Raw genomic sequence first — 24,182 nt, forward strand, 5'->3', positions numbered from 1 at the left:
TCAGGCCGCTGCTTTTGGACCATGAAGCCAAAGCAGCGGCCTGAAGGCCGCTCTGCCACACCGCGAGTTCATGGCGTCTCGGCCGGCGCGACGGGTTCCCGTATCCTGTGGCGGATGTCCGTCCCGCCCGCCCCCGCCGACCGCACGCCGTACACGCCCAGCCAGCTGAACGCCCTCGCCCGCAACCTGCTGGAGGACGCCTTCCCGCTGGTCTGGGTCGAAGGCGAACTGGGCAACCTCTCGCGGCCGTCGTCGGGGCACCTGTACTTCACCCTGAAGGATGCCCGCGCCCAGGTGCGGTGCGCGCTGTTCAAGCCCAAGAGCCAGTGGCTGTCGTTCGTGCCGCGCGAGGGCCTGCGCGTGCTCGCGCGCGGCCGGCTGACGCTGTACGAGGCGCGCGGCGACTACCAGCTGATCCTCGACACGCTGGAAGAAGCGGGCGAAGGCGCGCTGCGGCGCGCGTTCGAGCAGCTGAAGGCGAAACTGCAGGCGGAAGGGCTGTTCGACCAGACGCGCAAGCGGCCGCTGCCGGCGCACGTGCGCCGGCTGGGCGTGCTGACCTCGCCCTCGGGCGCGGCGGTGCGCGACGTGCTGAGCGTGTTGCGCCGGCGTTTCCCGCTGGTGGAGGTGGAGATCCTGCCGGTGCCGGTGCAGGGCGAGACCGCGGCGGCGCAGATCGTGCGCATGCTGCAGGCCGCCGGTCGCGCCGGTCGCCACGACGCGCTGCTGGTCACCCGCGGCGGCGGTTCGCTGGAAGACCTGTGGGCGTTCAACGACGAGGCGCTGGCGCGGGCGATCGCCGCCTCGCCGATCCCGGTGGTGTCGGCGGTGGGCCACGAGGTCGACGTCACCCTCGCCGATTTCGCTGCCGACCTGCGTGCGCCGACGCCGTCGGTGGCGGCCGAACTGCTGGTGCCCGATCGCGCTGACCTCGCCGCCCGCCTGCGCGCGCTGGCCCGGCGCCTGCACGCCACCCACGAACGCACGCTGCAGCGCGCCGCGCAGCGCACCGATCGCGCGGCCCTGCGCCTGCACGCGCTGCGGCCGCAGGCGCGGCTCGACCTGCTGCGCCGCCGCCAGGACGACGCCCTGCGCCGGCTGCACGCCGCCTGGCGCCAGCACGATCACCAGCACCAGGCGCGGCTGCGCCATGCCGCCGCGGTGCTGCGCGCGGGGCGGCCGCAGCGGCGCCTCGCCCTGCTGCGCGACCGCCTGCAGGCGCTGGCGCCGCGCCCGCAGGCGGCGACCGTGCGCCTGCTGCAGCGGCATGCCCTGCAGTTGCAGGGACTCGCGCGCTCGCTGGAGGCGGTCAGCCCGCTGGCGACGGTCGCCCGCGGTTACGCGCTGCTGCTGCGCGAGGACGGCCGCCTCGTGCACGGCGTCGGCGACGCCCGGCCGGGCGACCGGCTGGAGGCGCGGCTGCGCGACGGCACGCTGGCGCTGCGGGTCGAAGGCGACGACTGAGCCTCGCCGCGACGGTCGCGCTCAGTCGACGCGCCGGTAATCCACGTCCATCGCCTGCATCTCGTCGCCGGACGAGGTGAGGCTGGTCAGCACGATCCGCAGCCGGTCGTCGTCCGGCTGCTCGATCGCGGTCCGCCAGCGGCAGGCCGGCCCCGTCGGCTGGCGACCATCGCCGTAGGCGCCGAGCACCGCGAAGGTCCCGGCGTCGTCGGCATGTTCGGCCCGCGCGTGCAGGATCGTCGTGCCGGTGTGGAAGCTGTCGACCCACGCGCATTCCCAGCGCCGCGCATCGACGTCGTGGCCCAGCAGCGCCAATCCGGCGTAGTGGCGGCCGTCGAAGTCCCATGCGTACTCGTGCAGCAGGAACCGGCCGCCGAGCACGCAGCGCAAGGTGCCGCGCTGGACCGATTCGGCGGCCAGCATGTCGCGCTCGAACCACAGCCGGCAGACGCCTTCCCAGGTGCCGACCATGCGCGCCAGGCGGCGGTGCGGCGCCTCGTCGAGGCGGCCGATGTCGAGGGTCTCGCCCTCCGTCCGGGTGATCACGTGCATCGCACTTCCCCCCATCCGAAGCCGCCAGCGTACTCCCGCCGGCCGGCCGCGGCACGGTCGGTCGACGGCCCCGGCGAGGGCCCCGGACGAGGCCCCGGACTGCCGGTCCGGCCTCCAACCGCGACGGAAACACGGTCGGTAACGCTAAAAAAATGTTATGAGTGGCGCCGCTCGCGGCCCCCCGGCCCCGGGCGGTCGACGCCCGGACGGGCCCGACCCGGAGTTCCACCCACCCTCAAGACATGGATCCAGGAGGCGTCATGCAGTCCCGCAGTCCCCGTTCCGCCGTCCGGCACGCACGCCGCGCCGGCCCCGCCCTCACCGCCCTCGCGCTCGCGCTGGCCGTCGCCATGCCGGCCTACGCGCAGCAGGCCGATGCCCCCGGCGCCGGCGAACTGGACACCGTCCAGGTGCTCGGCAGCCGCGCCAAGAATCGCACCGCCGCCGAAACCGCCGCACCCGTGGACATCCTGCGCGCCGAGCAGCTCGAACGCACCGGCGCCCTCGAACTGGGCCAGCTCCTGCAGACGCTCGAGCCCAGCTTCAACTTCTCGCGCACCACCATCAGCGACGGCACCGACATCATCCGCCCGGCCACGCTGCGCAGCCTCGGCCCGGACCAGGTGCTGGTGCTGGTCAACGGCAAGCGCCGCCACCAGCAGGCGCTGGTGAACGTGCAGCAGACCATCGCCCGCGGCTCGGCGGGCACCGACATCAACGCGATCCCGGTGTCGGCGATCGAACGCATCGAAGTGCTGCGTGACGGCGCCGCGGCCCAGTACGGTTCGGACGCCATCGCCGGCGTGATCAACGTCGTGCTGAAGAAGCAGACGAAGGAAACCCAGCTCGCGTTCCAGGCCGGCCAGACCCGCGAAGGCGACGGCGAGCTGTACTCGGCCGGCATCAACCAGGGCTTCGAACTGGGCGACGACGGCTTCATCAACCTCACCGCCGAATACCGCGACCGCGGCGAAACCAACCGCGCCGGCCCGGATACCCTGCGCGTGCCGCGGCCGCGCGTGACCCAGCACATCGGCGACGCCGACGCCCAGGACGCCTACCTCTGGCTCAACGGCGGCGTCGGCCTCGGCGGCGGCGAGCTGTACTGGTTCGGCGGCTATTCGCGCCGCGAGGGCAGCTCCTACGGTTTCTTCCGCAGCGCCGGCGACGGCCGCACCGTGCCGGACCTGTATCCGGACGGCTTCCTGCCCAACATCGTCACCACGGTGGAAGACGCCTCGCTGGCGGTCGGCTACCGCGCGCCGATCAACGACACCTGGGACTGGGACCTGTCGCTGAACCACGGCCGCAACCGCTTCGGCTTCCACGAAAGCAACTCGGTCAACGTCAGCTGGTGGTACGAACCCGACGGCACCGGCATCTACGGCACGTCGCCGACCTCCGCCGACACCGGCACGCTGAAGTACGACCAGACCGTCCTCAACCTCGACCTGCGCGGCAGCGTGGACATCGGCAGCAGCGAACCGCTGAGCCTCGCCTTCGGCGGCGAATACCGCCAGGAGAACTACGCGATCGAGGCCGGCGACCCGGTGTCGTACACCTACGGCCGCACCAACAACCCGGCGATCCCGATCCTCAACCAGAACGGCGGCTTCGCCGCGCCGGGCATGCAGGGCTTCCCGGGCTTCTCGCCGAACGAGGAAGTCGACAAGGGCCGCCACAACTACGCACTCTACGCCGACGCCGAAACCCGCTTCGGCGGCAAGTTCCTGGTCGGCGGCGCGCTGCGGTTCGAGGACTACTCCGACTTCGGCACCACCACCACCGGCAAGCTGTCGCTGCGCTACGACTTCACCGACACCTTCGCCCTGCGCGCCACCTACTCCACCGGCTTCCGTGCGCCGGGCGTGCAGCAGCTGTTCTACAGCCAGCGCTCGACCAACATCGACCCGGCCACCGGCCTGCTGGCCGACACGCTGACCGCGCGCCAGGACAGCGCCGTGACCCGCGCCTTCGGCATCGACCCGCTGAAGGACGAGACCTCCAAGAGCGCCGCGATCGGCCTGACCTGGCGCCCGAACGACCACGCCAGCCTGACCGTCGACCTGTACCGCATCGACATCGACGACCGCATCATCTTCTCCAGCAACATCGCGCCGGAGTCGCTGGGCACCGACGGCCTCGCCTGCAACGCCACCAACAGCAACTGCCCGATCCGCGCGATCCTGCAGCCGTTCGGCGTGGCCCAGGCGCAGTTCTTCACCAACGCCATCGACACCCGCACCACGGGCCTGGACATCGTCGGCGAGTACGGCACCGAAGCCGGCGGCGGCCGCCTCGACCTGACCGCGCTGCTGCACTGGGGCACCACCGAGGTCACCGACCGCCGTTCGCAGTCGCCGATCCTCTCCCCGACGCAGTTGTTCGACGACAGCCAGGTCACGCTGATCGAACGCGGCCAGCCGAGCGCGCACCACGTGCTGCAGGGCGTGTGGAGCCGCGGCAAGTGGGACTGGACGCTGCGCGCGAACTATTACGGCTCGGTCGCCGGCGAAGGCTTCACCCCCGGTTACCGCCAGGTGTGGGACGGCGCGACGCTGTTCGACGCCGCGGTGGGCTGGAACGTCACCGACAAGCTGCGCGTGACGGTCGGCGCCGACAACCTGTTCGACACCTACCCGGACAAGTGGGACCCGACCAACGCCTTCCCGTTCCCGCAGCTGGGCTTCACCTACGGCTGGGAAACGCTGCCGTTCGGCATCAACGGCACGTTCCTCTACGGCAAGGTGAACGTGAAGTTCTGATCGCCCCGCGATCAGGATCGCACGACGGAACGGGCGGCTTCGGCCGCCCGTTTCCGTTCAGGCGGCGCTCGGCACGGCAGTCGGTTCGCGCTCCGTGCGCATCGGCGCAACCCCGTTCCACGGCATGGCGCGTTTGCCGATGCGTCCACTCACGGAGACCTGCCCATGCCCCGCACCGCCGCCCGCGTCGCCACGCTCACCCTGCTCGCCACCGGCATCCTCGCCGCCATCGCCGGCTGCCACCGCGGCGCCACTGTCGCCGATGCGCCGAAGGACGATCGCGACGCCGCCAACGCCGTCCTGCAGGACGCCGCACCCGTCGTCGCCGAGGCCGCGACGCGGCAGGAAGCCGACAAGGTCGCGGTGACCGGATCGCGCGTCCGCCGCGCGCAGGAGGAACGCAAGATCGCCGGCAACATCGCGACCAACGGCACCGGCTACGTCGCCGCTCCGATGGCGCCACCCCCGCCGCCGCCCGCGCCCGGGCTGTTCATCGGCGGCATGCCGCAGAACATGCCGCAGGAGCCGGTCGCGAACACCGAACACTACGCCGAGCACGACGAAAACCCGGTCAAGCGCGTCGCCGAGGCGCCGGTCTCCACGTTCTCCATCGACGTCGACACCGGCAGCTACAGCAACGTGCGCCGCATGCTGCACGACGGCGTGCGCCCGCCCGCCGACGCCGTGCGCGCCGAGGAAATGATCAACTACTTCGACTACGGCCATCCGGGGCCGTCGTCGCTGGCGACGCCGTTCCGCGTCACCACCGAGATCGCGCCGGCGCCGTGGAACGGCAAGCGCCAGTTGCTGATGATCGGCATCAAGGGCTACGACGTGCCCAAGGCCCAGCTGCCGCCGGCGAACCTCGTGTTCCTGATCGACACGTCCGGTTCGATGCAGAGCGAGGACAAGCTGCCGCTGCTGAAGCAGTCGTTCGCGCGGCTGGTCGAACAGCTGCGGCCGCAGGATCGCGTGTCGATCGTCGTGTACGCCGGCTCGGCGGGGCTGGTGCTCGCACCGACCCCGGGCAGCGAGAAGGAGAAGATCCTCGGCGCACTCGACGACCTCAGCGCCGGCGGCAGCACCAACGGCGGTGCCGGCATCCAGCTGGCGTATGCGACCGCGCGACAGGCGTTCGTGAAGAACGGCGTGAACCGCGTGATCCTCGCCACCGACGGCGATTTCAACGTCGGCACCACCGACCAGAAGGCGCTGGAAACGCTGGTCGGCGACCAGCGCAAGAGCGGCATCGCGCTGACCACGCTCGGCTTCGGCCAGGGCAACTACAACGACAGCATGGCCGAGCGCCTGGCCGACGTCGGTGACGGCAACCACGCCTACATCGACACGCCGCAGGAAGCACGCAAGGTGCTGGTGCAGGAAATGCAGTCGACGCTGCTGACCATCGCCAAGGACGTGAAGATCCAGATCGAGTTCAATCCGGCGCAGGTCGCGGAATACCGCCTGATCGGCTACGAGAACCGCCTGCTCAACCGCGAGGATTTCGCCAACGACCGCGTCGACGCCGGCGACATCGGTGCCGGCCATGAAGTGACCGCGCTGTACGAACTCGTGCTGGTCGGTTCCGACGCCCAGCGCCTGCCCGCGCTGCGCTACGGCACGCCACCGACCGCGGCGACCGGCGTCGCGGCTAACGAACTGGCGCACCTGCGCCTGCGCTACAAGCGCCCGGGCGAGGACACCAGCCGGCTGATCCAGACGCCGATCTCCACCGCGCAGGCGCTGGCGAAACACGCGCCCAGCCCGGCGCTGCGGTTCGCGGCCACGGTCGCCGCGTACGCCGATGCGCTCCGCGGCGGGAAGAACATCGACGGCTGGACCTGGGACGACATCGCCCGCAGCGCGCACCAGACCACCGGGCCCGATCCGTGGAAGCTGCGCGCCGAGTTCGTCGGCCTGGTCGACGCGGCGCGCCGCATCACCGCGGGCGACACGCCGCAGATCGGGATGATCGCCGACTGAGCGCAGCGCGACGGCGGCACGCCTTCACCGGGATCTGCCGCCGTCGCCCGCCTCCGGCCACCGCCATGCATGCCGCCCTGCCCCTCGCCGCCACTGCCCGCCGTCGCGCATCGCGAAGCGCGACGGGCTTCACGAAGCCCGCGGCAGCGCTTACCCTGATCCGCATGAACGATGTGGCAGAGGTCAGCGACGAAAGCCTCATGCTCGCCTATGCGGCGGGCGATGCGGCGGCGTTCGAGCGCCTCTATCACCGCCACCGCGGCAAGCTCTATCGCTTCCTCGCCCGCCAGTTGCACGGCAACGGCGCGCTGGCCGACGAACTGTTCCAGGACGTCTGGCAGCGGGTGATCGCCGCGCGCAAGGGCTGGAAGCCGGACGCCGCCTTCAGCACCTGGTTGTACCGGATCGCGCACAATCGCCTTGCCGACCACTGGCGGGCGCTGCAGCACCGGCCGCCGGCGCCGGAGGACGGCGACGAACGCGCCGCCCGGGTGCCGGATCACGACACCCCGGAGCGGCAGCTGACCGAATTCGAGGAGCGCCGGCGCCTGCGACTGGCGCTGGATGAACTGCCGGAAGAACAGCGGGAAGTGGTCCTGCTGCGGCTGGAACAGGATCTGAGTCTGGAGGAGATCGGCGAGATCACCGGCGTCGGCCGGGAGACCGTGAAATCGCGCCTGCGCTACGCGATGGACAAACTGCGCCAGAGGCTGAACCCATGAACCGCCGCATCGATCCCCTGTCGCAGGAAGAACGCGAGCTCGCCGAGCGCCTCGGGCGTCTGGGCGGTCCGCGCGAGCCCGCGCCCGCGCTCGATGCCGCGATCCTCGCCGCCGCGCGCGCCGCGGTGACCGAGGACGACGCAGCGCCGGTCGTGCTCGCCGCCGCACCGCTGCCCGCCGCCGATGCGGCCGCCGACACGAAGCCGGAAGCCAGGCCCGGCCCGGCGCCTGCCCCGGCCCCGACCGTCACCCCGTTCCGCCCCCGCCGCACCGTCCCGCGCTGGCCGCTGGGCCTGAGCGTGGCCGCCTCGCTGGTGCTGGCCGCCGGCATCGGCTGGAAACTGCAGGGCGACGGCGACGGCAGTTCGGCCGAAGCCGCCAAGTCGATGTCCGCGTCGGCGCCCGCTGCCGCCGAGGACGCGGTGATCCTCGATCCCGCCCTCGACCGCGCGCCGGTGCAGGCGCCCCCGCCGCCTCCGCCGCTGGAAGGCGACGCCGCCCGCCGCGTCGCCGAGGAGGCGCCGGCACCGCAGCAGGCGCTGGCGAAGACGGCGGCCCGCAAGGACGACGCATTCGCGGACAGCGCCGTGGCCGCCGATGCGATGCAGGCGCCCACCGCCCTGCCCGCGGCGCCCGCGGCAGCCGCGCCGATGGCCGCGACCGCCGCCGCGTCGGAACACGACGCCGACATCAGCGTCAGCCGCGAGGCGAAGGGCTACCTCGAAGTGTCCGGTGGACAGGTGCCGCGCACCCCGATCGGCGACGGTCGCGATGCCGAGGTCGGTGCCGCCGAATACACCCGCACGCCGCTCGAACAGCGCCGCGAACAGGCCAAGTCGGTCAATCGCGCCGCCGATGCGGCCGCCGCGTCCCCGCCACCGCCGCCCGCACCGTCGATGACGGTGCCGGAACGCGCGCGCCAGGGCGGCCAGGGCCTCGCCGGCAACGCCGCGGTCGCGGACAAGCCGGCCCCCGGCACGGCCACGAGCGCCGGCGAGCGCTACGACGACCGCCCGCCGGTGTCGGCCGACTCCCCGGCCTTCCGCCAGGCCTGGCTGCAGCGGATCCGCACCCTGCTCGCCAAGGGCGACACCGTCGCGGCCGGCAACAGCCTGCAGGAATTCCGCCGCCGCTATCCCGGCGTCGAACTGCCCGACGACCTGCGCAAGTTCGCGGCCACCCTGCCGCCGCCCGCGCCCTGAACCGCGGCGCCCGCGCGCATGTCGCTCCAGACCCTGACCGGGCCGGCGTCGCACCTGCTCGAGGTGAAGCACAGCCGTTTCCTCGCGCAGGCGCTGCCGGTCATGTCTGCCGAGGCGGCGATGGCCGCCCTGCCCGGCTGCTCGGACCCCGCCGCGACCCACAACTGTTGGGCGTGGCGGATCGGCGACGCCTACCGCTCCAGCGACGACGGCGAGCCCGCGGGCACCGCGGGCCGGCCGATCCTCGCCGCGATCGACGGCCAGGGCTGCGACCGGGTGCTGGTGGTGGTCACCCGCTGGTTCGGGGGCATCAAGCTCGGTGCCGGCGGCCTGGTCCGCGCCTACGGCGGCGCGGCGGCCGAATGCCTGCGCCGGGCCGAGAAGCACACCCTCGTCGCCTTCGCCGAGCTGGCGTTCGCCTGCCCGTTCGCCCATCTCGGCGACGCGCATGCCGCGCTCAACGCGCTCGGGGCCGAGAAGATCGACGAAACCTTCGACGCCGACGGCGCGACGCTGCAGGTCCGTTTGCCCGCCGATCGCGCCGACGACTTGAAAACCCGCCTCCGCGACGCCACACGGGACCGCATCCGGTTCGCGGCGCCCCGCCCTTCCCGGCAGTGACCGCCGCAGCCCCGGCGCGGCGCGTCCCCGGACTTCCCTCTCCCGACCGCAGCGCATGAGCACACCCGAACCGTCCGAACGCCCCAAAGCCCCCCTCGGCAGCCTGCGCGCGCTGTGGCCCTTCGTCCGCCGCCACAAGGCGCTGTTCGTCGGCTGGCTGACCGCGCTGGCGGTGTCCTCCGCCGCGTCGCTGAGCCTGCCGGTGGCGTTCCGCACCATGATCGACGAAGGCTTCAAGCGCGGCAGCGCCGGCGACATCGACCGCGCCTTCCTGCTGCTGTTCGGCGTCGCGCTGGTGCTGGCGCTGGGCACCGCCGCCCGCTTCTTCTTCGTCTCGATGCTGGGCGAACGCGTGGTCGCCGACCTGCGCGAATCGCTGTACGCCCACCTCATCGGCCTGGACGCCGGCTTCCACGAACGCAACCGCAGCGGCGAACTGGTGTCGCGGCTCACCGCCGACGTCGAGCTGATCCGCAACATCGTCGGCAGCGTCATGTCGATCGCGCTGCGCAGCGGCATCACCGTGATCGGCGCGGTGGTCATGCTGTTCGTCACCAGCCCGCGGCTGGCGGCCTGGGCGCTGGTCGGCATCCCGATGGCGGTGCTGCCGGTGATCATCGGCGCCCGCCGCATCCGCAAGATCGCCCGCAACAGCCAGGACCGCGTCGCCGACGCCAACGCGCTCGCGGCCGAGACCCTGGGCGCGGTGCGCACGGTGCAGGCGCACGCGCGCGAGGACTACGAGCGCGGCCGCTTCGTGCGCGCCGTCGCCAACGCCGTCGGCACCGCGCGCAAGCGCATCGGCGCGCAGGCGCTGATGACCGGCTCGACCATCATCCTGTTCTTCGGCGCGATCACGCTGGTGCTGTGGTCCGGCGCGCACGACGTGATCGCCCACCGCATGACCGCCGGCACGCTGATCCAGTTCGTGCTGTACGCGCTGTTCGGCGGCGGCTCGGTGGCGGCGCTGGCCGAGGTGTGGAATGAACTGCAGCGCGCCGCCGGCGGCATGAGCCGCATCGGCGAACTGCTGGAAGAAGCGCCGGGCATCGTGGCCCCGGCGAACCCGCAGCCGCTGCCGCGGCCGCTGCACGGCGAGATCGCGCTGGAGCACGTCGAATTCCGCTATCCGATGCGCCCCGATGCGCCGGCGCTGGAAGATTTCACCCTCCACGTGAAACCCGGCGAGACGGTCGCGCTGGTCGGACCGTCGGGCGCGGGCAAGAGCACCGTGTTCGGCCTGCTGCTGCGCTTCCACGACCCGCAGTCCGGGCAGGTGCGGATCGACGGCGTCGACGTGCGCGAGTGCGACCCGCTGGTGCTGCGCGAGGGCATCGCCCTGGTGCCGCAGCAGCCGACGCTGTTCGCAGCCAGCGCGCGCGACAACATCCGCTACGGCCGGCTGGAGGCCACCGACGCCGAGGTCGAGGCCGCGGCGCGCTCGGCCGAGGCGCACGAGTTCCTGACGGCGCTGCCGCAGGGTTACGACGAGGAACTGGGCGAACGCGGCGTGCGCCTGTCCGGCGGCCAGCAGCAGCGCATCGCCATCGCCCGCGCGCTGCTGAAGGACGCGCCGATCCTGCTGCTGGACGAGGCCACCTCCGCGCTCGACGCGCAGAGCGAACGCGCCGTGCAGCACGCGCTGGAGAACCTGATGCGCGGCCGCACCACGCTGGTGATCGCGCATCGCCTCGCGACGATCCTGCGCGCCGACCGCATCGTGGTGATGGACAAGGGCCGGATCGTCGCCGAAGGCACGCACGAAAGCCTGCTCGCGCAGGGCGGCCTGTACGCGGAACTGGCGAAGCTGCAGTTCCTCGACTGAGGGCGTGAGCCGGATGCGATGCGGCGCGCCTGCCGCATCGCATACAACTTCGCGAGGCCGCGCAGCCAGACATGCAGGCAAGAAAAAAGCCGTCGATCACTCGACGGCTTTTTCTCTTGTATGGCGCGCCCGGAAGGATTCGAACCTCCGACCCCCAAGTTCGTAGCCTGGTGCTCTATCCAACTGAGCTACGGGCGCGTGAAGCAGGAGCGGAATTGTGCCAAGCCGGATCGGGCTGGTCAATCCCTGTCGCGAGATCGGTGCCGGTTCGTGCGTCGGGGCCCGCCGTGGCGGACGTTGTCCCGATGCGCGACACCCTCGCGGTGAAGCGGGCGCAATGTACCACGGCCATCGACGGCATGCAAAAACCTGAACGACGTCGATCGCCCGCAACCTGACCCCGGATGCAGGCGCCACGGCGACTGCGGAACGGCATGGGCGCCATCGTCCGGATGACCCGCCGCAGAGCGCGCCGGCGGACCTCGCGGGACGCGCGCGTGCGGCGTCGCGCGCGATCCGCACGCGGGAATTTATGCCGAATTTATGTCCTCCGCGCACCCTGCGAATGGAGGCTTTACGCACCGCGTCCCGAGAATGCCGACGTGGCGATGACGCCATGCAACGCACTTCCCGGTGACCCATGACCTTCTTCCCGCCATTCGCCGGCCACGCGACGCCACGCGCACGCACCGCGCCGGAGGCCTGACCGATGCCCGGCTGGCTCGCCCTCGTCTGCGGCGCCGCGGTGATCGCCGCCTGCGCCTACCTCCTCTACGTGATCGTGCGCCCCGAGCGCTTCTGACGACACGACGGCGACGACCGCGTCGCCCCCTGCAAGAGCACGTCCATGATCGAAGCATTGCTCGTCTTCGCCCTCGCGATCGGCCTCGGCTGGCCGCTGGGGCGCCATCTCGCCGCGGTGATGCGCGGCACGCCCTCGCGGTTCGACCGCGTCTTCTTCCTGATCGAACATCCGCTGTACCGGCTGCTCGGCGTCGATCCGGCGCGCGGCATGACCTGGCGCGGTTACGCCCGCGCCTTCGCGCTGAGCAACCTCGCGCTGGGCGCGGCGACCTGGCCGCTGTTCATGACCCAGGCCTGGCTGCCGTTCAATCCCGACGCCGTGCCGAACCTGCGCTGGGACACCGCGCTGCACACGATGGTGTCGTTCCTCACCAACACCAACCAGCAGCATTACAGCGGACAGGCGCAGTTGTCGTACCTGTCGCAGATGGTCGGGATCGTCGGCCTGCAGGTGATCACGCCGATGATGGGGCTGGCGCTCGTCGTCGCCACGCTGCGCGCGCTGATGGGCGGTCGCCGTGCGATGCAGGCGGGCACCGAACCGGCGATCGCCCCTGGTGGCGACGTCGACGTCGGCAATTACTGGGTCGACACGATCCGCGCCACGGTCCGCGTCATGCTGCCGCTGTGCCTGCTGTGGAGCGTGCTGCTGACCTCGCAGGGCGTGCCGTCGACACTGCAGGCCGGACCGGTGGCAACGCCGATCGACGCCAGCGCCGGCATGCACGCGCAGAAGATCCCGCTCGGCCCGGTCGCGCCCATGGTGGCGGTGAAGCAGCTCGGCACCAACGGCGGCGGCTGGTACGGCCCCAACAGCGCGGTGCCGCTGGAGAACCCGACGCCGCTCTCCAACCTGCTGGAAACGCTGGGCATCCTGCTGCTGCCGGTCGCGGTGGCCTGCATGGTCGGTCCGTTCACCGGGCGCAGGCGGCTCACCGCACTCGTCTTCGGCAGCATGCTGCTGATGTCGCTCGCATCCACCGGTGCCGGCATGCTGCTGGAAAGCCACACCGCCGCGAGCGCGGCGTCGCCGGCGCTGATGGAAGGCAAGGAAGTGCGCTTCGGCGCCGACGCTTCCGCGCTGTGGGCGATGGCGACCACGCAGACCAGCAACGGCTCGGTGAACGCGATGCACGATTCGCTGGCGCCGCTGACCGGTCTGGTCACGCTCGGCAACATGCTGGTCAACGCGATCTGGGGCGGCATCGGCTGCGGCCTGCAGCAGTTCCTCGTCTACCTGCTGCTCGCGGTGTTCCTCGCCGGGCTGATGACCGGGCGCACGCCGGAACTGTTCGGCCGCAAGATCGAGGCGCGCGAAGTGCGGCTGCTGTCGCTGCTGATCCTGCTGCAGCCGCTGGTGGTGCTCGGCTTCACCGCGCTGACGCTGTCGCTGCCGCAATTCACCGGCGGCTTTGAAACTGGAATTTCCAACCCCGGCTTCCACGGCATCAGCCAGGTGTTCTACGAGTACACCTCCGCCTTCGCCAACAACGGCTCGGGGTTCGAGGGTCTCGGCGACGGCACGATCTGGTGGAACCTCACCTGCACGCTCGTGCTCGCGCTGGGCCGCTATCCCGCGCTGATCGTGCCGCTGGCCGTGGCCGCGAGCCTCGCGGGCAAGCGCCGCGCGCCGGAAGGCCCCGGCAGCCTGAAGATCGAAACCCCGACGTTCGCGCTCACCGTCATCGCGGTGATCGTGCTCCTGACCCTGCTGCAGTTCATGCCCGCGCTCGTGCTCGGCCCGATCGCCGACCACCTGAGCCTGACGGCGCACTGAGATCCTTCCGATGAACGCCACCTCACACGACACCACATCCCGGCGCGAGGCCCCCACGGCGCTCGACGCCAACGCACTGCGCGCCGCGGTCCGCGACGCGTTCCTCAAACTCGCGCCGCGTCACATCGTGCGCAGTCCGGTCATGGCGATCGTGCTGGGCGGCACGCTGCTGGCCGCGCTCATCACCGCGACCGGCAATGCCTCCGCCGGCTTCGGCGCGGCCGTCACCGCGATCCTGTTCGTCACCGTGCTGTTCGGCAATTTCGCCGAAGCCGTGGCGGAGGCGCGCGGCCGCGGCCAGGCGGCATCGCTGCGCCGCGCGCGCAAGGATCTCGTCGCGCGCCGGCTCGACGACGACGCGGCGGACAGCGGCGGCAGGGAAACCCGCGTGCCGGCCGCCGAGCTGCGTCCGGGTGACCGCGTGGTCGTCTCCGCGGGCGAACTGGTGCCCGCCGACGGCGAGATCGTGCACGGCATGGCCACCATCAACGAGTCGGCCGTCACCGGCGAATCGGCGCCGGTGCTGCGCGAGGCCGGCACCGACCGCAGCGGCGTGATCGGCGGCACCAAGGTGCTGTCGGACGAGATCGTCGTGCGCGTCACCGCCGAACCCGGCCACAGCTTCCTCGACCGCATGATCGCGCTGGTGGAAGGCGCCAACCGGCAGAAGACGCCGAACGAGATCGCGCTGACGATGCTGCTGGCGGCGATGACGCTGACCTTCCTCATCGTCTGCGCGACGCTGCCGGCGATCGGCGCCTTCGTCGGCGTGCAGGTCGATCCGCTGCTGCTGATCGCGCTGCTGGTGTGCCTGATCCCGACCACCATCGGCGGCCTGCTGCCGGCGATCGGCATCGCCGGCATGAACCGCGCGCTGTCGGCGAACGTGCTGGCGAAATCCGGCAAGGCGGTGGAAGTCGCCGGCGACGTCGACGTGCTGCTGCTCGACAAGACCGGCACCATCACCCACGGCGACCGCCAGGCCACGGCGTTCCATCCGCTCGCGGGCATCCACATCGACCAGTTGCGCGAGGCGGCGATGCTGTCGTCGCTGGCCGACCCGACGCCGGAAGGCAAGTCGATCGTGAAGCTGGCGCGCGCGCAGGGCACGGCGCTGCAGGATCCCGCGCAGGCCCGCTACCTTGCGTTCACCGCGCAGACGCGGATGTCGGGCGTGGACATCGCGACCGGCGACGACGACGCGCCGCGCGTGATCCGCAAGGGCGCAGGCGACGCGATCGAACGCCACGTGCTGGCGCTCGGCGGCCAAGTGCCGGCGGAACTCAAGGCGCGCGTGGACCAGGTGGCGCGCCAGGGCGCGACGCCGCTGGTGGTGAGCGAAGGCCGGCATCTCCTCGGCGTGATCGAGCTGTCCGACGTGGTGAAGCACGGCGTGAAGGAACGCTTCGCCCGCCTGCGCGCGATGGGCATCCGCACGGTGATGATCACCGGCGACAACCCGCTGACCGCCGCGGCGATCGCCGCCGAGGCCGGCGTCGACGACTACATCGCCGAGGCCCGGCCGGAGGACAAGCTCGCCCGCATCCGCGCCGAGCAGGCCGGCGGCCGGCTGATCGCGATGGTCGGCGACGGCACCAACGACGCCCCGGCGCTGGCGCAGGCCGACGTCGGCCTGGCGATGAATTCCGGCACGCAGGCGGCGAAGGAAGCCGGCAACATGGTCGATCTCGACAGCGATCCGGCCAAGCTGCTGGCGGTGGTCGAGGTCGGCAAGCAGCAGCTGATCACGCGCGGCGCGCTGACCACGTTCTCGCTTGCGAACGACGTATCGAAGTATTTCGCGATCCTGCCGGCGCTGTTCGCCGCCGCGATTCCTTCGATGGCCGCGCTCGACGTGATGCACCTGTCCAGTCCGCGCAACGCGGTGCTCGCGGCGCTGATCTTCAACGCGCTGATCATCCCCGCGCTCATTCCGCTCGCGCTGCGCGGCGTGCGTTTCAGGCCCGCCGGCGCGACCGAACTGCTGCGCCGCAACCTGCTGGTCTACGGCGCCGGCGGCGTGCTGCTGCCGTTCGTCGCCATCAAGCTGATCGACCTCGCGCTGGCCGCGACGGTCGGTGCATGAGGAGAACGCCATGAACACCCTCACCGATACCGCGCCGCTGCAGGACCGCATCGGCCTGCGCGCGCCGCTCGCCTTCACCGCGACCGTGCTGCTCCTGTTCGGCCTGGGCTATGCCCTCGCGGGCACCGCGGCGGGCCGGCTGCTGTTCCCGGCCGAAGCGACCGGCAGCCCGCTCGTCGTCGACGGCCGCGTCGTCGGTTCCGGGCTGCTGGCGCAACCGTTCGCCGACGCAGGCTACTTCCAGCCGCGGCCGTCCGCCGCGAACTACGACCCGATGGCCGCGTCCGGCAGCAACCTGGCGCGCAGCAACCCGGCGCTGCTCGCACGCATCGAGGACATGAGGAAAGCGGTGGCGGCGCGCGACGGCCTCCGCGAAGCCGACGTGCCGATCGAGCTGGTCACGCAGTCCGGCGGCGGCCTCGATCCCGACCTCACGCCGGCCGGCGCGCGCGTGCAGATCGCGCGCGTGGCGCGGGCGCGCGGGCTGGATCCGGCCGTCGTCACGAAGCTCGTCGACGTCTTCACCGAAGCACCGCAATTCGGCGTGCTGGGCCAGCCGCGGGTGAACGTGCTGCGGCTGAACCTCGCGCTGGATGCGCTGCCGCACTGACCGCGACCGGGCCGACCATGCCGACCGACCGCAGCGACCACCTCCGCCAGGCGCAGGCCGACGCGCTGCTCGGCGCGATCCGGCGCCAGGGCAGCGGCCGGCTGACGATCTTCCTCGGCGCCGCGCCCGGCGTCGGCAAGACCTGCGCGATGCTGTCGCGGGCCCGCCAGATGCAGGCGCAGGGCATCGACGTGGTCGTGGGGCTGGTGGAGACGCACGGCCGCGCCGAGACGCAGGCGCTGCTGGACGGGCTGGAGGTGCTGCCGCGCCGGCAGATCGAGCATCGCGGCCGCCGGCTCGAAGAACTCGATCTCGACGCCCTGCTCGCGCGGCGGCCGCAGGTGGCGCTGGTCGACGAACTGGCGCACCGCAACGTGCCCGGCAGTCGCCACGAGCGGCGCTGGCAGGATGTCGTCGAACTGCTCGACGCCGGCATCGACGTCTGCACCGCGGTCAACATCCAGCATCTGGAAAGCCTCAACGACGTGGTGCACCGGATCACCGGCGTGCGCGTCGCCGAGACCGTGCCCGACGTGGTGTTCGACCGGCTGCGCGACATCGTGCTGGTCGACCTGCCGCCGCGCGAGCTGATCGAGCGCCTGCAGCAGGGCAAGGTCTACGTGCCCGAGCAGGCGGCGCACGCGCTGCAGGCGTTCTTCTCGCCGTCGAACCTGACCGCGCTGCGCGAGTTGGCGATGCAGACCGCCGCCGACCGCGTCGACAGCGACCTGCGCGAGGCGCAGGCGGCGCGCGGATTGCCGGGCATGCCACTGCGCCGGCGGGTGCTGGTCGCGATCGACGGCCGCGGGGCGTCGGAATACCTCGTGCGCATGTCGCGGCGGCTGGCCGAGCGTCGCGATGCGCCGTGGACGGTGGTCACCGTGCAGACCGGCGGCCCGATCGACGAGGCGCGGCAATCGGAACTCGACCATGCCTTCGCGCTCGCGCGGCGCCTCGGCGGCGACGTCGAAGTGCTGCACGGCAGCCACGTCGCGGACGCCCTGCTTGATCACGCCGCGCGCAGCGGCACCTCGACCATCGTGCTGGGACGCACCCGCGAGCGGCCCGTCGCACGGATGTTCAACCGCACCCTGACCCAGCAACTGCTGCGGCGCGGCGCGCACTACGAGCTCACCATCGTCGGCACGCCGGAAGCGCGGGCGCGGGCGCGCCGCGACGGCCGCCGCCTCGGCCCGCGGCTGACGCGCAGCGACGCCGGCCTCGCGCTGCTGTCGGCCGTGCTGGCGACCGCCACCGGCGCCGCGGCCGAGCGCTGGCTCGGGCTGACCGACCTGTCGATGGTCTTCATCGTCGCCGTCGTGCTGGTCGCGGCCAGGACGCGGATGGCCGCGGCCTTCCTGGCGGCGACGCTGTGCTTCCTGTCCTACAACTTCTTCTTCATCGAGCCGCGGCTGACGTTCTACATCGGCGCGCGCCAGGGCGTCGCCACCGTGCTGCTGTTCCTCGTCGCGGCGCTGGTCGCCGGGCGCCTCGCATCGCGCCTGCGGGCGCAGGTGCTCGCCCTGCGCGCCGCCAACGCGCACGCGACCGCGCTGCAGGCGCTCGGCCGCCAGCTCGCCGTCGCGGCGGATCTGGCGCAGGTGATCGCCGCCGGCCGTCGCGCCCTGCGGCAGGCCACCGACGCGGAGGCGCTGGTGCTGGCCGAGGGCAGCGTGATCGATCCGGAAGGCCCGGGCGTGCTGAGCGACAAGGATCGCGCGGCCGCGGACTGGGCGCTGCGACACCGGCAGCCGGCGGGCCGCTTCACCGACACGCTCGGCAACGCCGACTGGTGGTTCCTGCCGCTCGGCAGCGACGATGCCCACGCCGGCCTGATCGGCCTGCGTTTTCCGGCGCATGCGCAACGCCCGGGGCCGGAGCAGCGCCGATTGATCGAAGCCATGGCCGACGACATCGCGCAGGCCATCGTGCGCACGCGGCTGGTCTCCGACCTGGAGGATGCCCGCATCACCGGCGAAACCGAGCGCCTGCGCTCGGCGCTGCTTTCCTCCGTGTCCCACGACCTGCGCTCGCCGCTGGCGTCGATCATCGGTGCCGCGGAAAGCCTGGACCGGTACGGCGCGGCGATGAGCGAAACCGATCGCCACGACCTGCTGGACACGGTGCGACAGGAAGGCGAACGGCTGGATCGCTACATCCAGAACCTGCTCGACATGACCCGGCTCGGGCACGGCGGCCTGACGCTCAACCGCGACTGGATCGGCGTGGACGAACTGATCGGCTCCGCCGTCACGCGGCTGCAGCGGCAGCGGCCCGACGTGCCTTTCGACCTGCGCATTGCGGAGGCGCTCGCGCCGGTGTGGGTGCATCCCGCGCTCGTGGAGCAGGCGCTGTTCAACGTGATCGAGAACGCCGCCCGGTTTTCGCCGCCCGGCGAGCCCGTCACGATCGATGCGCGCGATGTCGAAGGCGGCCTGCGCATCGACGTGCGCGACCGCGGCCCCGGCATTCCCGAGGACGAACGCCAGCGCATCTTCGACATGTTCTACAGCGTGGAGCGAGGCGATCGCGGGCGGTCGGGCACCGGGCTCGGACTCGCGATCACCCGGGGCATGATCGGCGCCCACGGCGGCAGCGTGGAGGCGATGCCGGGCCACGACGGCCGCGGCACGACGATCCGCATCCTGCTTCCCCGCAACTCGCCCGCACCGAGCGCCTGACGCGCGGCGGCATCGGCGCGAAGCGCCACGAGACGGTCAGGGAAGAGGCCGGGCGCAAGCACCGGAATCCGGCACCCGCGTTTTCGGCCGTTTTCGCCGTCGACGGGGCCGGAACGGCCACACGGCGCACGCCGCGAAATCCGCGCAAACAAAAAGCCCACACCGGAGTGCGGGCCTTCGTGCGGTACCGGATCGGGTCGGCAAGGCAACGCGCGAACCGATGGTTCCACCACATTAATGGCGGAGAGTGAGGGATTCGAACCCTCGATGGAGCTTTTGACCCCATACTCCCTTAGCAGGGGAGCCCCTTCGGCCTCTCGGGCAACTCTCCGTCGGCAGCAGCGATGCTGCGCGGGAAGGATAACGACTCAGTCGCCCTGCGGCAAACCCGAATTCGGTCCGTGGCCTTCGCCGCGTTGGATACGGTGGTAGATCTCCTCACGGTGCACGGCCACGTCCTTGGGTGCCGTGATGCCGATACGCACCTGGTTGCCCTTCACTCCGAGCACGGTGACGGTGACGGTGTCGCCGATCATCAGAGTTTCGCCAACCCGGCGAGTCAGAATAAGCATTGCATCTCTCCATCAGCCGGCGTCCCCCTCGCCGACCTACTCGTCATGTCTTTCGCGGCCTCACCGGACGGGGATGGAGCACGGCCACGAACGCAATAAATTAGCATAACCCGATCCAGACGGTATCGGGAAGCGCCTGAAGTCATGGGTCAGGCACCGATCCGTTCGGCAACCCAATCGCGGACGCTCTCCAGAGCGGCAGGCAGTGCGGGTCCGTCCTCGCCGCCACCCTGGGCCATGTCGGGGCGGCCACCGCCCTTGCCCCCGATCCGACCGGCCACGTGGGCCAGCAGTTCACCGGCCTTGACCCGGCCCAGTGCCGAGCCGCCCACCCCCGCGATGAGGGCGACTTTACCATCGGCCGCACCGGCCAGCAGTACGACTGCGTCACGGAGTTCCGCCTTCAGGCGGTCCACGGCCTCGCGCAGGGCCTTGGCGTCCAGGCCTTCCAGGCGTGCCGCCAGGACCTTCACGCCGCCGACGTCGACCGCCGAGGCGCCCAGATCGGCCACGGCCGCGCCGGCCGCCTTCGCCTTCAGGGCCTCCAGCTCGCGTTCCAGCTTCTTCTGGCGATCCAGCAAGGCACGCACCTTGTCGCCGACGTCGGCCTTGTTGCCGCCCAGCAGGCCCGCGGCCTCGGCCAGACGGCGCTCCTCGTCGGCGATGTGGTCCAGCGCGCCCTGCCCGGTCACGGCCTCGATCCGGCGCACGCCGGCCTGGGTACCGCCTTCGGAGACGATCTTGAACACGCCGATGTCGCCGGTGCGGCGCACGTGGGTGCCGCCGCACAGCTCGGTGGAGGTGTCGCCCATGCGCAGCACGCGCACGCGCTCGCCGTACTTCTCGCCGAACAGCGCCATCGCGCCGAAATCCAGCGCTTCCTGCATGCCCATCTGGTGGACTTCGGCCTCGCTGTTGGCGCGGATCTCCGCGTTCACCCGGCGTTCGATCTCGGCCAGTTCCGCCGGCGTCACCGGCTGGAAGTGCGCGAAGTCGAAGCGCAGGCGATCCGGCGCCACCAGCGAACCCTTCTGGGTCACGTGGGTGCCGAGCACGCCGCGCAGCGCGGCATGCAGCAGGTGGGTGGCGCTGTGGTTGAGGATGATCGCGCCGCGGCGGGCGCCGTCGACGCGGCCGCCCAGACGATCGCCGCGCTTGAGGCTGCCGGCCGACAGCGTGCCGACGTGGCCGGAAAACTGGCCGGCCAGCTTCTGGGTGTCGGTGACGGCGAATTCGGCGCCCTCGCCCGCCAGCGTGCCGGTGTCGCCGACCTGGCCGCCGGATTCGGCGTAAAAGGGAGTCCGATCGAGGAGGACGATCGCGTCGTCGCCGGCGGTGATCCCATCAACCGGCTTGCCGTCCTTCAGCAGCGCGACGACCTCGAGGCCGTCAGCGTCGAGGGCGTCGTAGCCGAGGAATGCGGTGGGGGAGAGTTGGGCGATGAGTTCGGCGGGGAGCGCGGTCTTGACGTCGAATCCGCCCTTTTCTTTGCTGCGCTCCTTCTGTTCCTTCATGAAGCGGCGATAGTCCGCCATCACCGATTCGGGAATTTCGCCCAGTTCGCGCTCGCGCATGATGTCGGCGATCAGATCGGGCGGGCAGCCGTAGGTGTCGTGCAGGAGGAAAAGCTGGTGACCGTCGATACGGCCGTCGCCCTGCGCCAGGTAGCCCTCCAGACGCACCATGCCGGCATCGAGCGTCTGCGAGAACGCCGCTTCCTCCGACTTCAGCGCACGCTCGATCAGCGCACGCTTCTCGATCAGTTCGGGATAGGCCTCGCCCATCACCTCGATCAAGGGCTGCAGCATGCGCCAGAAGTTGCCTTCCGCGCTGAGCGCACCGAGCTTCCAGAAATGGCGAACGGCGCGGCGGATGATCCGGCGCAGCACGTAGCCGCGCTCCTGGTTGCTGGGCAGCACGCCGTCGACGATCAGGAAGCTGCACGCGCGGGTGTGGTCGGCGATGACGCGCAGCGACTTGTGTTCGAGATCGGTGGTATTCGTGATCGCGGCCGCGGCCTTGATCAGATGTTGGAACAGGTCGATCTCGTAGTTGCTGTGCACGTGCTGCAGCACGGCCGCGATGCGCTCCAGGCCCATGCCGGTGTCGACGCACGGCGCCGGCAGCGGCAGCAGCGTACCGTCGGGCTGGCGGTCGAATTGCATGAAGACGTTGTTCCAGATCTCGATGAAGCGGTCGCCGTCCTCGTCGGGCGAACCCGGCGGACCACCGGCGATGTGGTCGCCGTGGTCGTAGAAGATCTCGGTGCAGGGGCCGCAGGGGCCGGTGTCGGCCATCTGCCAGAAGTTGTCGGAGGCGTACGGCGCGCCCTTGTTGTCGCCGATGCGGATGATGCGGTCCGCGGGCAGGCCGATCTGCTTGCGCCAGATGTCGAAGGCTTCGTCGTCGGTGTGGTAGATCGTGACCAGCAGTTTTTCCTTCGGCAGCTGCCACACGCCGGTCAGCAGTTCCCACGCATAGGCGATGGCGTCCTGCTTGAAGTAGTCGCCGAAGCTGAAGTTGCCCAGCATCTCGAAGAAGGTGTGGTGGCGCGCGGTGTAGCCGACCTGGTCGAGGTCGTTGTGCTTGCCGCCGGCACGCACGCAGCGCTGGCTGGACGTCGCGCGGGTGTAGCTGCGCTTCTCGGCGCCCAGGAACACGTCCTTGAACTGCACCATGCCGGCGTTGGTGAACAGCAGGGTCGGGTCGTTGCCGGGCACCAGCGGGCTGGACGGCACGACGGTGTGGCCCTTCGACCGGAAGAATTCGAGGAAATCGCGGCGGATCTTCGCGGTGGTGTTGTCGGCGGTGGTCTTCATGACGATTCGAATGGCGGGTGCGGCCCGGCGCCGCGGGGCCGGCGGGAAGCCGGCGCGGAATCGAGCGAACGTTGCAGGATTCGATAGATTATCAGGCGCCACCCGCTTCCGGGCAGCGCAGCCGGGCCCCGGACCTCAGTCCTCGTCCGGGTCGAAACGCACGGCGGCGCGGATCTGGTCGCCGTCGAAGCCGCGGCGGGCGAGGAAGTCGGCGGCCTTGCGGCGCACCGCGAGATCGTCGGCGCCGCCGGGGAAGCGCCGGCGCACGAGGTCGCGGGCGTTCTCGGCCCAGTCGCCGTCGTAGGTGTCCATCGCCGCGGCGACGGCATCGCGATCGAGGCCGTGCATCGCCAGTTCGGCGCGGATACGGATCGGCCCCTGGCCGTTGTTCGCGCGGCTGCGGACCAGTTGCTCGGCGAAGCGGTCGTCGCTCTGCCAGCCCTCGTCCGTCATCCGCGCGACCGCCGCCTGCGCCTCGTCGCTGGCCACGCCGCGGGCGGCGAGCTTGCGGGTGAGCTCCTTGCGCGAATGCTCGCGCCGCACCAGCAGCCCGAGGGCACGCTGCTGCGGGGTGAGCTCGGGGCGTCGGCGTTTCGACGGCTTCGGCGATGCGCCGGTGCCGCCGTCTTCCGGGGCGTCGGGGCCTGGGGCGTCGGCGTCGTGCTTCTCGGGATCGTGCTTCTCGGGGTCGTGCATGCCGGGCAGTGTAGGCGCGACGGCTGCCGGGCTGCAGCGTCCGTCAGAGCGGACGCCAGCCCTCGCCTTCGCGGATGAACAGGCGATCGGTGAGCGCGTAGGTCGCGTCGTCGCGCATCTTCGACGCCAGCGTGCGCAGCTGCGCCACGGCCTCGGCATCGGCGCCGTCGGCGAACAGCAGCAGGTCGCGGGCCGGCACCGCGGCCACCGGCGCGCCGCGCAGCTTCTCGGCTTCGCGCGCCCACAGGTCGTCGAACAGCAGCAGCGAGGCTTCGTAGTTGCCGTCGGCGGTGACCATGCTGATCTGCGGCCCGCGGTGGACCTCGATCCCCGGCAGCAGCCCGCGCAGGTTGCGCACGGACAGCGCGCGCAGTTCGTCGCGCTGCACGCCCAGCTCCTCCAGCATGCCGGGCACGAGATAGGCGATGTTGCTGGGCGTGTCGATCGCGTAGACCACGACCAGGTCGTCGTTGAGGTCCTCGTGCACCTTGTCCTGCGGCGTGCCGCCCATGGCCTGGATCGACGCCCCGACCTCGGCCATCCAGCCGCGGTCCTTGATGATCGGGATGATCGCGTCGCGGCTGGGCTCCAGGCCGCGGGCGGCGTCGGCGAAGGAACGCACGAAGCGGTCGACCAGTTCGTCGCGGGCGTCCGGGGCCTCGCCCTGGTACATGCGGTAAGCGTTATGGAGGTAGGCGCGATTCCCGCCCTCGCCATCGCCGTGGCCGATCGACAGCTCCAGTTCGCCGACGACGCGGACGTCGAGATCCGGCGACAGCGCGCGCACCCGCCGGGCGACCTCCTCGGCAAAGGCGTCGGGCGCCAGGCCGGGATCGGACGTCCCACGTCCGCCGAACAGGCCGCGCAGGGCGGAGAAGAGACGTTTCATGGCGGGCTCCCGATCAGATCGGTTCAGGATACGCGGCCCGGCAGCCCGGGTCTGCGGCCGCAGGACGTCGCCCCCGGCCGTGCGGATTGCCGGACGAATCGTTCTATTTGCAAT

17 protein-coding genes and 2 tRNA genes are annotated in these 24,182 nt (G+C 71.3%); 12 read left to right on the top strand and 7 right to left on the bottom strand.

All coding sequences use genetic code 11. The features are described from left to right. Nucleotides 1-114 precede the first annotated feature (114 nt). Nucleotides 115-1,464, top strand: a complete 1,350-nt coding sequence (xseA, locus tag ACT53Q_RS01585) for an exodeoxyribonuclease VII large subunit (RefSeq protein WP_476184905.1) — start codon at nucleotides 115-117, stop codon at nucleotides 1,462-1,464. A gap of 21 nt (nucleotides 1,465-1,485) precedes the next feature. On the opposite strand, the gene ACT53Q_RS01590 is transcribed toward xseA, so the two are convergent. Further along, nucleotides 1,486-2,010 carry a DUF1579 family protein gene (locus tag ACT53Q_RS01590; protein WP_476184906.1) on the bottom strand — a complete coding sequence of 175 codons (525 nt, stop codon included), beginning with the start codon at nucleotides 2,008-2,010 and terminating at the stop codon, nucleotides 1,486-1,488. A 266-nt stretch (nucleotides 2,011-2,276) separates the two neighbouring features. On the opposite strand from ACT53Q_RS01590, the gene ACT53Q_RS01595 reads away from it, so the two are divergent. The 6 genes from ACT53Q_RS01595 (at nucleotide 2,277) to ACT53Q_RS01620 (ending at nucleotide 11,134) form a co-directional block, all read left to right on the top strand. Next, the gene (locus ACT53Q_RS01595) at nucleotides 2,277-4,781 is read left to right on the top strand and encodes a TonB-dependent receptor plug domain-containing protein (protein WP_476184907.1); all 2,505 of its coding nucleotides are present in this window, start codon (nucleotides 2,277-2,279) and stop codon (nucleotides 4,779-4,781) included. Nucleotides 4,782-4,946: 165 nt separating this feature from the next. Further along, on the top strand, nucleotides 4,947-6,764 hold the full coding sequence (locus ACT53Q_RS01600) for a vWA domain-containing protein (protein ID WP_476184908.1): 1,818 nt from the start codon (nucleotides 4,947-4,949) through the stop codon (nucleotides 6,762-6,764). A gap of 164 nt (nucleotides 6,765-6,928) precedes the next feature. After that, the gene (locus ACT53Q_RS01605; RefSeq protein WP_476185158.1) at nucleotides 6,929-7,486 is read left to right on the top strand and encodes an RNA polymerase sigma factor; all 558 of its coding nucleotides are present in this window, start codon (nucleotides 6,929-6,931) and stop codon (nucleotides 7,484-7,486) included. Beyond that, a complete protein-coding gene (locus ACT53Q_RS01610; protein ID WP_476184909.1) occupies nucleotides 7,483-8,688 on the top strand; it encodes a hypothetical protein in 1,206 nt (401 codons plus the stop codon). The genes ACT53Q_RS01605 and ACT53Q_RS01610 overlap by 4 nt, the downstream gene beginning before the upstream one ends. A gap of 18 nt (nucleotides 8,689-8,706) precedes the next feature. Continuing rightward, the gene (locus tag ACT53Q_RS01615) at nucleotides 8,707-9,309 is read left to right on the top strand and encodes an IMPACT family protein (RefSeq protein WP_476184910.1); all 603 of its coding nucleotides are present in this window, start codon (nucleotides 8,707-8,709) and stop codon (nucleotides 9,307-9,309) included. 55 nt (nucleotides 9,310-9,364) lie between these two features. Continuing rightward, the gene (locus ACT53Q_RS01620) at nucleotides 9,365-11,134 is read left to right on the top strand and encodes an ABC transporter transmembrane domain-containing protein (protein ID WP_476184911.1); all 1,770 of its coding nucleotides are present in this window, start codon (nucleotides 9,365-9,367) and stop codon (nucleotides 11,132-11,134) included. A gap of 121 nt (nucleotides 11,135-11,255) precedes the next feature. On the opposite strand, the gene ACT53Q_RS01625 is transcribed toward ACT53Q_RS01620, so the two are convergent. Further along, nucleotides 11,256-11,332: transfer RNA gene (locus ACT53Q_RS01625), tRNA-Arg, on the bottom strand. A gap of 511 nt (nucleotides 11,333-11,843) precedes the next feature. Here ACT53Q_RS01625 and ACT53Q_RS01630 point away from each other — a divergent pair. From ACT53Q_RS01630 to ACT53Q_RS01650, 5 genes are read left to right on the top strand one after another with little or no spacing between them, the layout of a single operon-like run. Then, nucleotides 11,844-11,936 (top strand): potassium-transporting ATPase subunit F, encoded by a 93-nt coding sequence (locus ACT53Q_RS01630; protein WP_476184912.1) that lies wholly within the window; start codon nucleotides 11,844-11,846, stop codon nucleotides 11,934-11,936. A 45-nt stretch (nucleotides 11,937-11,981) separates the two neighbouring features. Continuing rightward, entirely contained in the window at nucleotides 11,982-13,715 is a 1,734-nt protein-coding gene (gene kdpA, locus ACT53Q_RS01635) for a potassium-transporting ATPase subunit KdpA (protein ID WP_476184913.1), read from the top strand. A gap of 10 nt (nucleotides 13,716-13,725) precedes the next feature. Next, nucleotides 13,726-15,801, top strand: a complete 2,076-nt coding sequence (gene kdpB, locus ACT53Q_RS01640) for a potassium-transporting ATPase subunit KdpB (protein ID WP_476184914.1) — start codon at nucleotides 13,726-13,728, stop codon at nucleotides 15,799-15,801. Between the two features lie 10 nt (nucleotides 15,802-15,811). Next, entirely contained in the window at nucleotides 15,812-16,411 is a 600-nt protein-coding gene (gene kdpC / locus ACT53Q_RS01645) for a potassium-transporting ATPase subunit KdpC (protein WP_476184915.1), read from the top strand. Between the two features lie 17 nt (nucleotides 16,412-16,428). Beyond that, nucleotides 16,429-19,092, top strand: coding sequence for an ATP-binding protein (locus tag ACT53Q_RS01650; RefSeq protein WP_476184916.1), 2,664 nt, complete (start codon nucleotides 16,429-16,431; stop codon nucleotides 19,090-19,092). Nucleotides 19,093-19,330: 238 nt separating this feature from the next. Here ACT53Q_RS01650 and ACT53Q_RS01655 read toward each other — a convergent pair. The 5 genes from ACT53Q_RS01655 to ACT53Q_RS01675 all read right to left on the bottom strand — a co-directional run bounded on the left by ACT53Q_RS01655 (nucleotide 19,331) and on the right by ACT53Q_RS01675 (nucleotide 24,068). Beyond that, nucleotides 19,331-19,423 (bottom strand) — tRNA-Ser (locus ACT53Q_RS01655). Nucleotides 19,424-19,460: 37 nt separating this feature from the next. Next, complete coding sequence (gene csrA, locus ACT53Q_RS01660; protein ID WP_476173098.1) at nucleotides 19,461-19,664, bottom strand: carbon storage regulator CsrA; 204 nt, start codon at nucleotides 19,662-19,664, stop codon at nucleotides 19,461-19,463. Between the two features lie 149 nt (nucleotides 19,665-19,813). Beyond that, nucleotides 19,814-22,483 carry an alanine--tRNA ligase gene (gene alaS, locus ACT53Q_RS01665; protein WP_476184917.1) on the bottom strand — a complete coding sequence of 890 codons (2,670 nt, stop codon included), beginning with the start codon at nucleotides 22,481-22,483 and terminating at the stop codon, nucleotides 19,814-19,816. A 135-nt stretch (nucleotides 22,484-22,618) separates the two neighbouring features. Further along, entirely contained in the window at nucleotides 22,619-23,179 is a 561-nt protein-coding gene (recX, locus tag ACT53Q_RS01670) for a recombination regulator RecX (protein WP_476184918.1), read from the bottom strand. Between the two features lie 43 nt (nucleotides 23,180-23,222). Then, nucleotides 23,223-24,068, bottom strand: a complete 846-nt coding sequence (locus ACT53Q_RS01675) for a DUF1444 family protein (RefSeq protein WP_476184919.1) — start codon at nucleotides 24,066-24,068, stop codon at nucleotides 23,223-23,225. Nucleotides 24,069-24,182 lie beyond the last annotated feature (114 nt).

It is taken from the genome of Lysobacter sp. DMC97 (genome assembly GCF_056313745.1).

Coding starts and splice junctions, on each gene's coding strand:
- xseA (WP_476184905.1), top strand. CDS start 115: ATGTCCGTCCCGCCCGCCCCCGCCGACCGCACGCCGTACACGCCCAGC.
- ACT53Q_RS01595 (WP_476184907.1), top strand. CDS start 2,277: ATGCAGTCCCGCAGTCCCCGTTCCGCCGTCCGGCACGCACGCCGCGCC.
- ACT53Q_RS01600 (WP_476184908.1), top strand. CDS start 4,947: ATGCCCCGCACCGCCGCCCGCGTCGCCACGCTCACCCTGCTCGCCACC.
- ACT53Q_RS01605 (WP_476185158.1), top strand. CDS start 6,929: ATGAACGATGTGGCAGAGGTCAGCGACGAAAGCCTCATGCTCGCCTAT.
- ACT53Q_RS01610 (WP_476184909.1), top strand. CDS start 7,483: ATGAACCGCCGCATCGATCCCCTGTCGCAGGAAGAACGCGAGCTCGCC.
- ACT53Q_RS01615 (WP_476184910.1), top strand. CDS start 8,707: ATGTCGCTCCAGACCCTGACCGGGCCGGCGTCGCACCTGCTCGAGGTG.
- ACT53Q_RS01620 (WP_476184911.1), top strand. CDS start 9,365: ATGAGCACACCCGAACCGTCCGAACGCCCCAAAGCCCCCCTCGGCAGC.
- ACT53Q_RS01630 (WP_476184912.1), top strand. CDS start 11,844: ATGCCCGGCTGGCTCGCCCTCGTCTGCGGCGCCGCGGTGATCGCCGCC.
- kdpA (WP_476184913.1), top strand. CDS start 11,982: ATGATCGAAGCATTGCTCGTCTTCGCCCTCGCGATCGGCCTCGGCTGG.
- kdpB (WP_476184914.1), top strand. CDS start 13,726: ATGAACGCCACCTCACACGACACCACATCCCGGCGCGAGGCCCCCACG.
- kdpC (WP_476184915.1), top strand. CDS start 15,812: ATGAACACCCTCACCGATACCGCGCCGCTGCAGGACCGCATCGGCCTG.
- ACT53Q_RS01650 (WP_476184916.1), top strand. CDS start 16,429: ATGCCGACCGACCGCAGCGACCACCTCCGCCAGGCGCAGGCCGACGCG.
- csrA (WP_476173098.1), bottom strand. CDS start 19,664: ATGCTTATTCTGACTCGCCGGGTTGGCGAAACTCTGATGATCGGCGAC.
- alaS (WP_476184917.1), bottom strand. CDS start 22,483: ATGAAGACCACCGCCGACAACACCACCGCGAAGATCCGCCGCGATTTC.
- recX (WP_476184918.1), bottom strand. CDS start 23,179: ATGCACGACCCCGAGAAGCACGATCCCGAGAAGCACGACGCCGACGCC.
- ACT53Q_RS01675 (WP_476184919.1), bottom strand. CDS start 24,068: ATGAAACGTCTCTTCTCCGCCCTGCGCGGCCTGTTCGGCGGACGTGGG.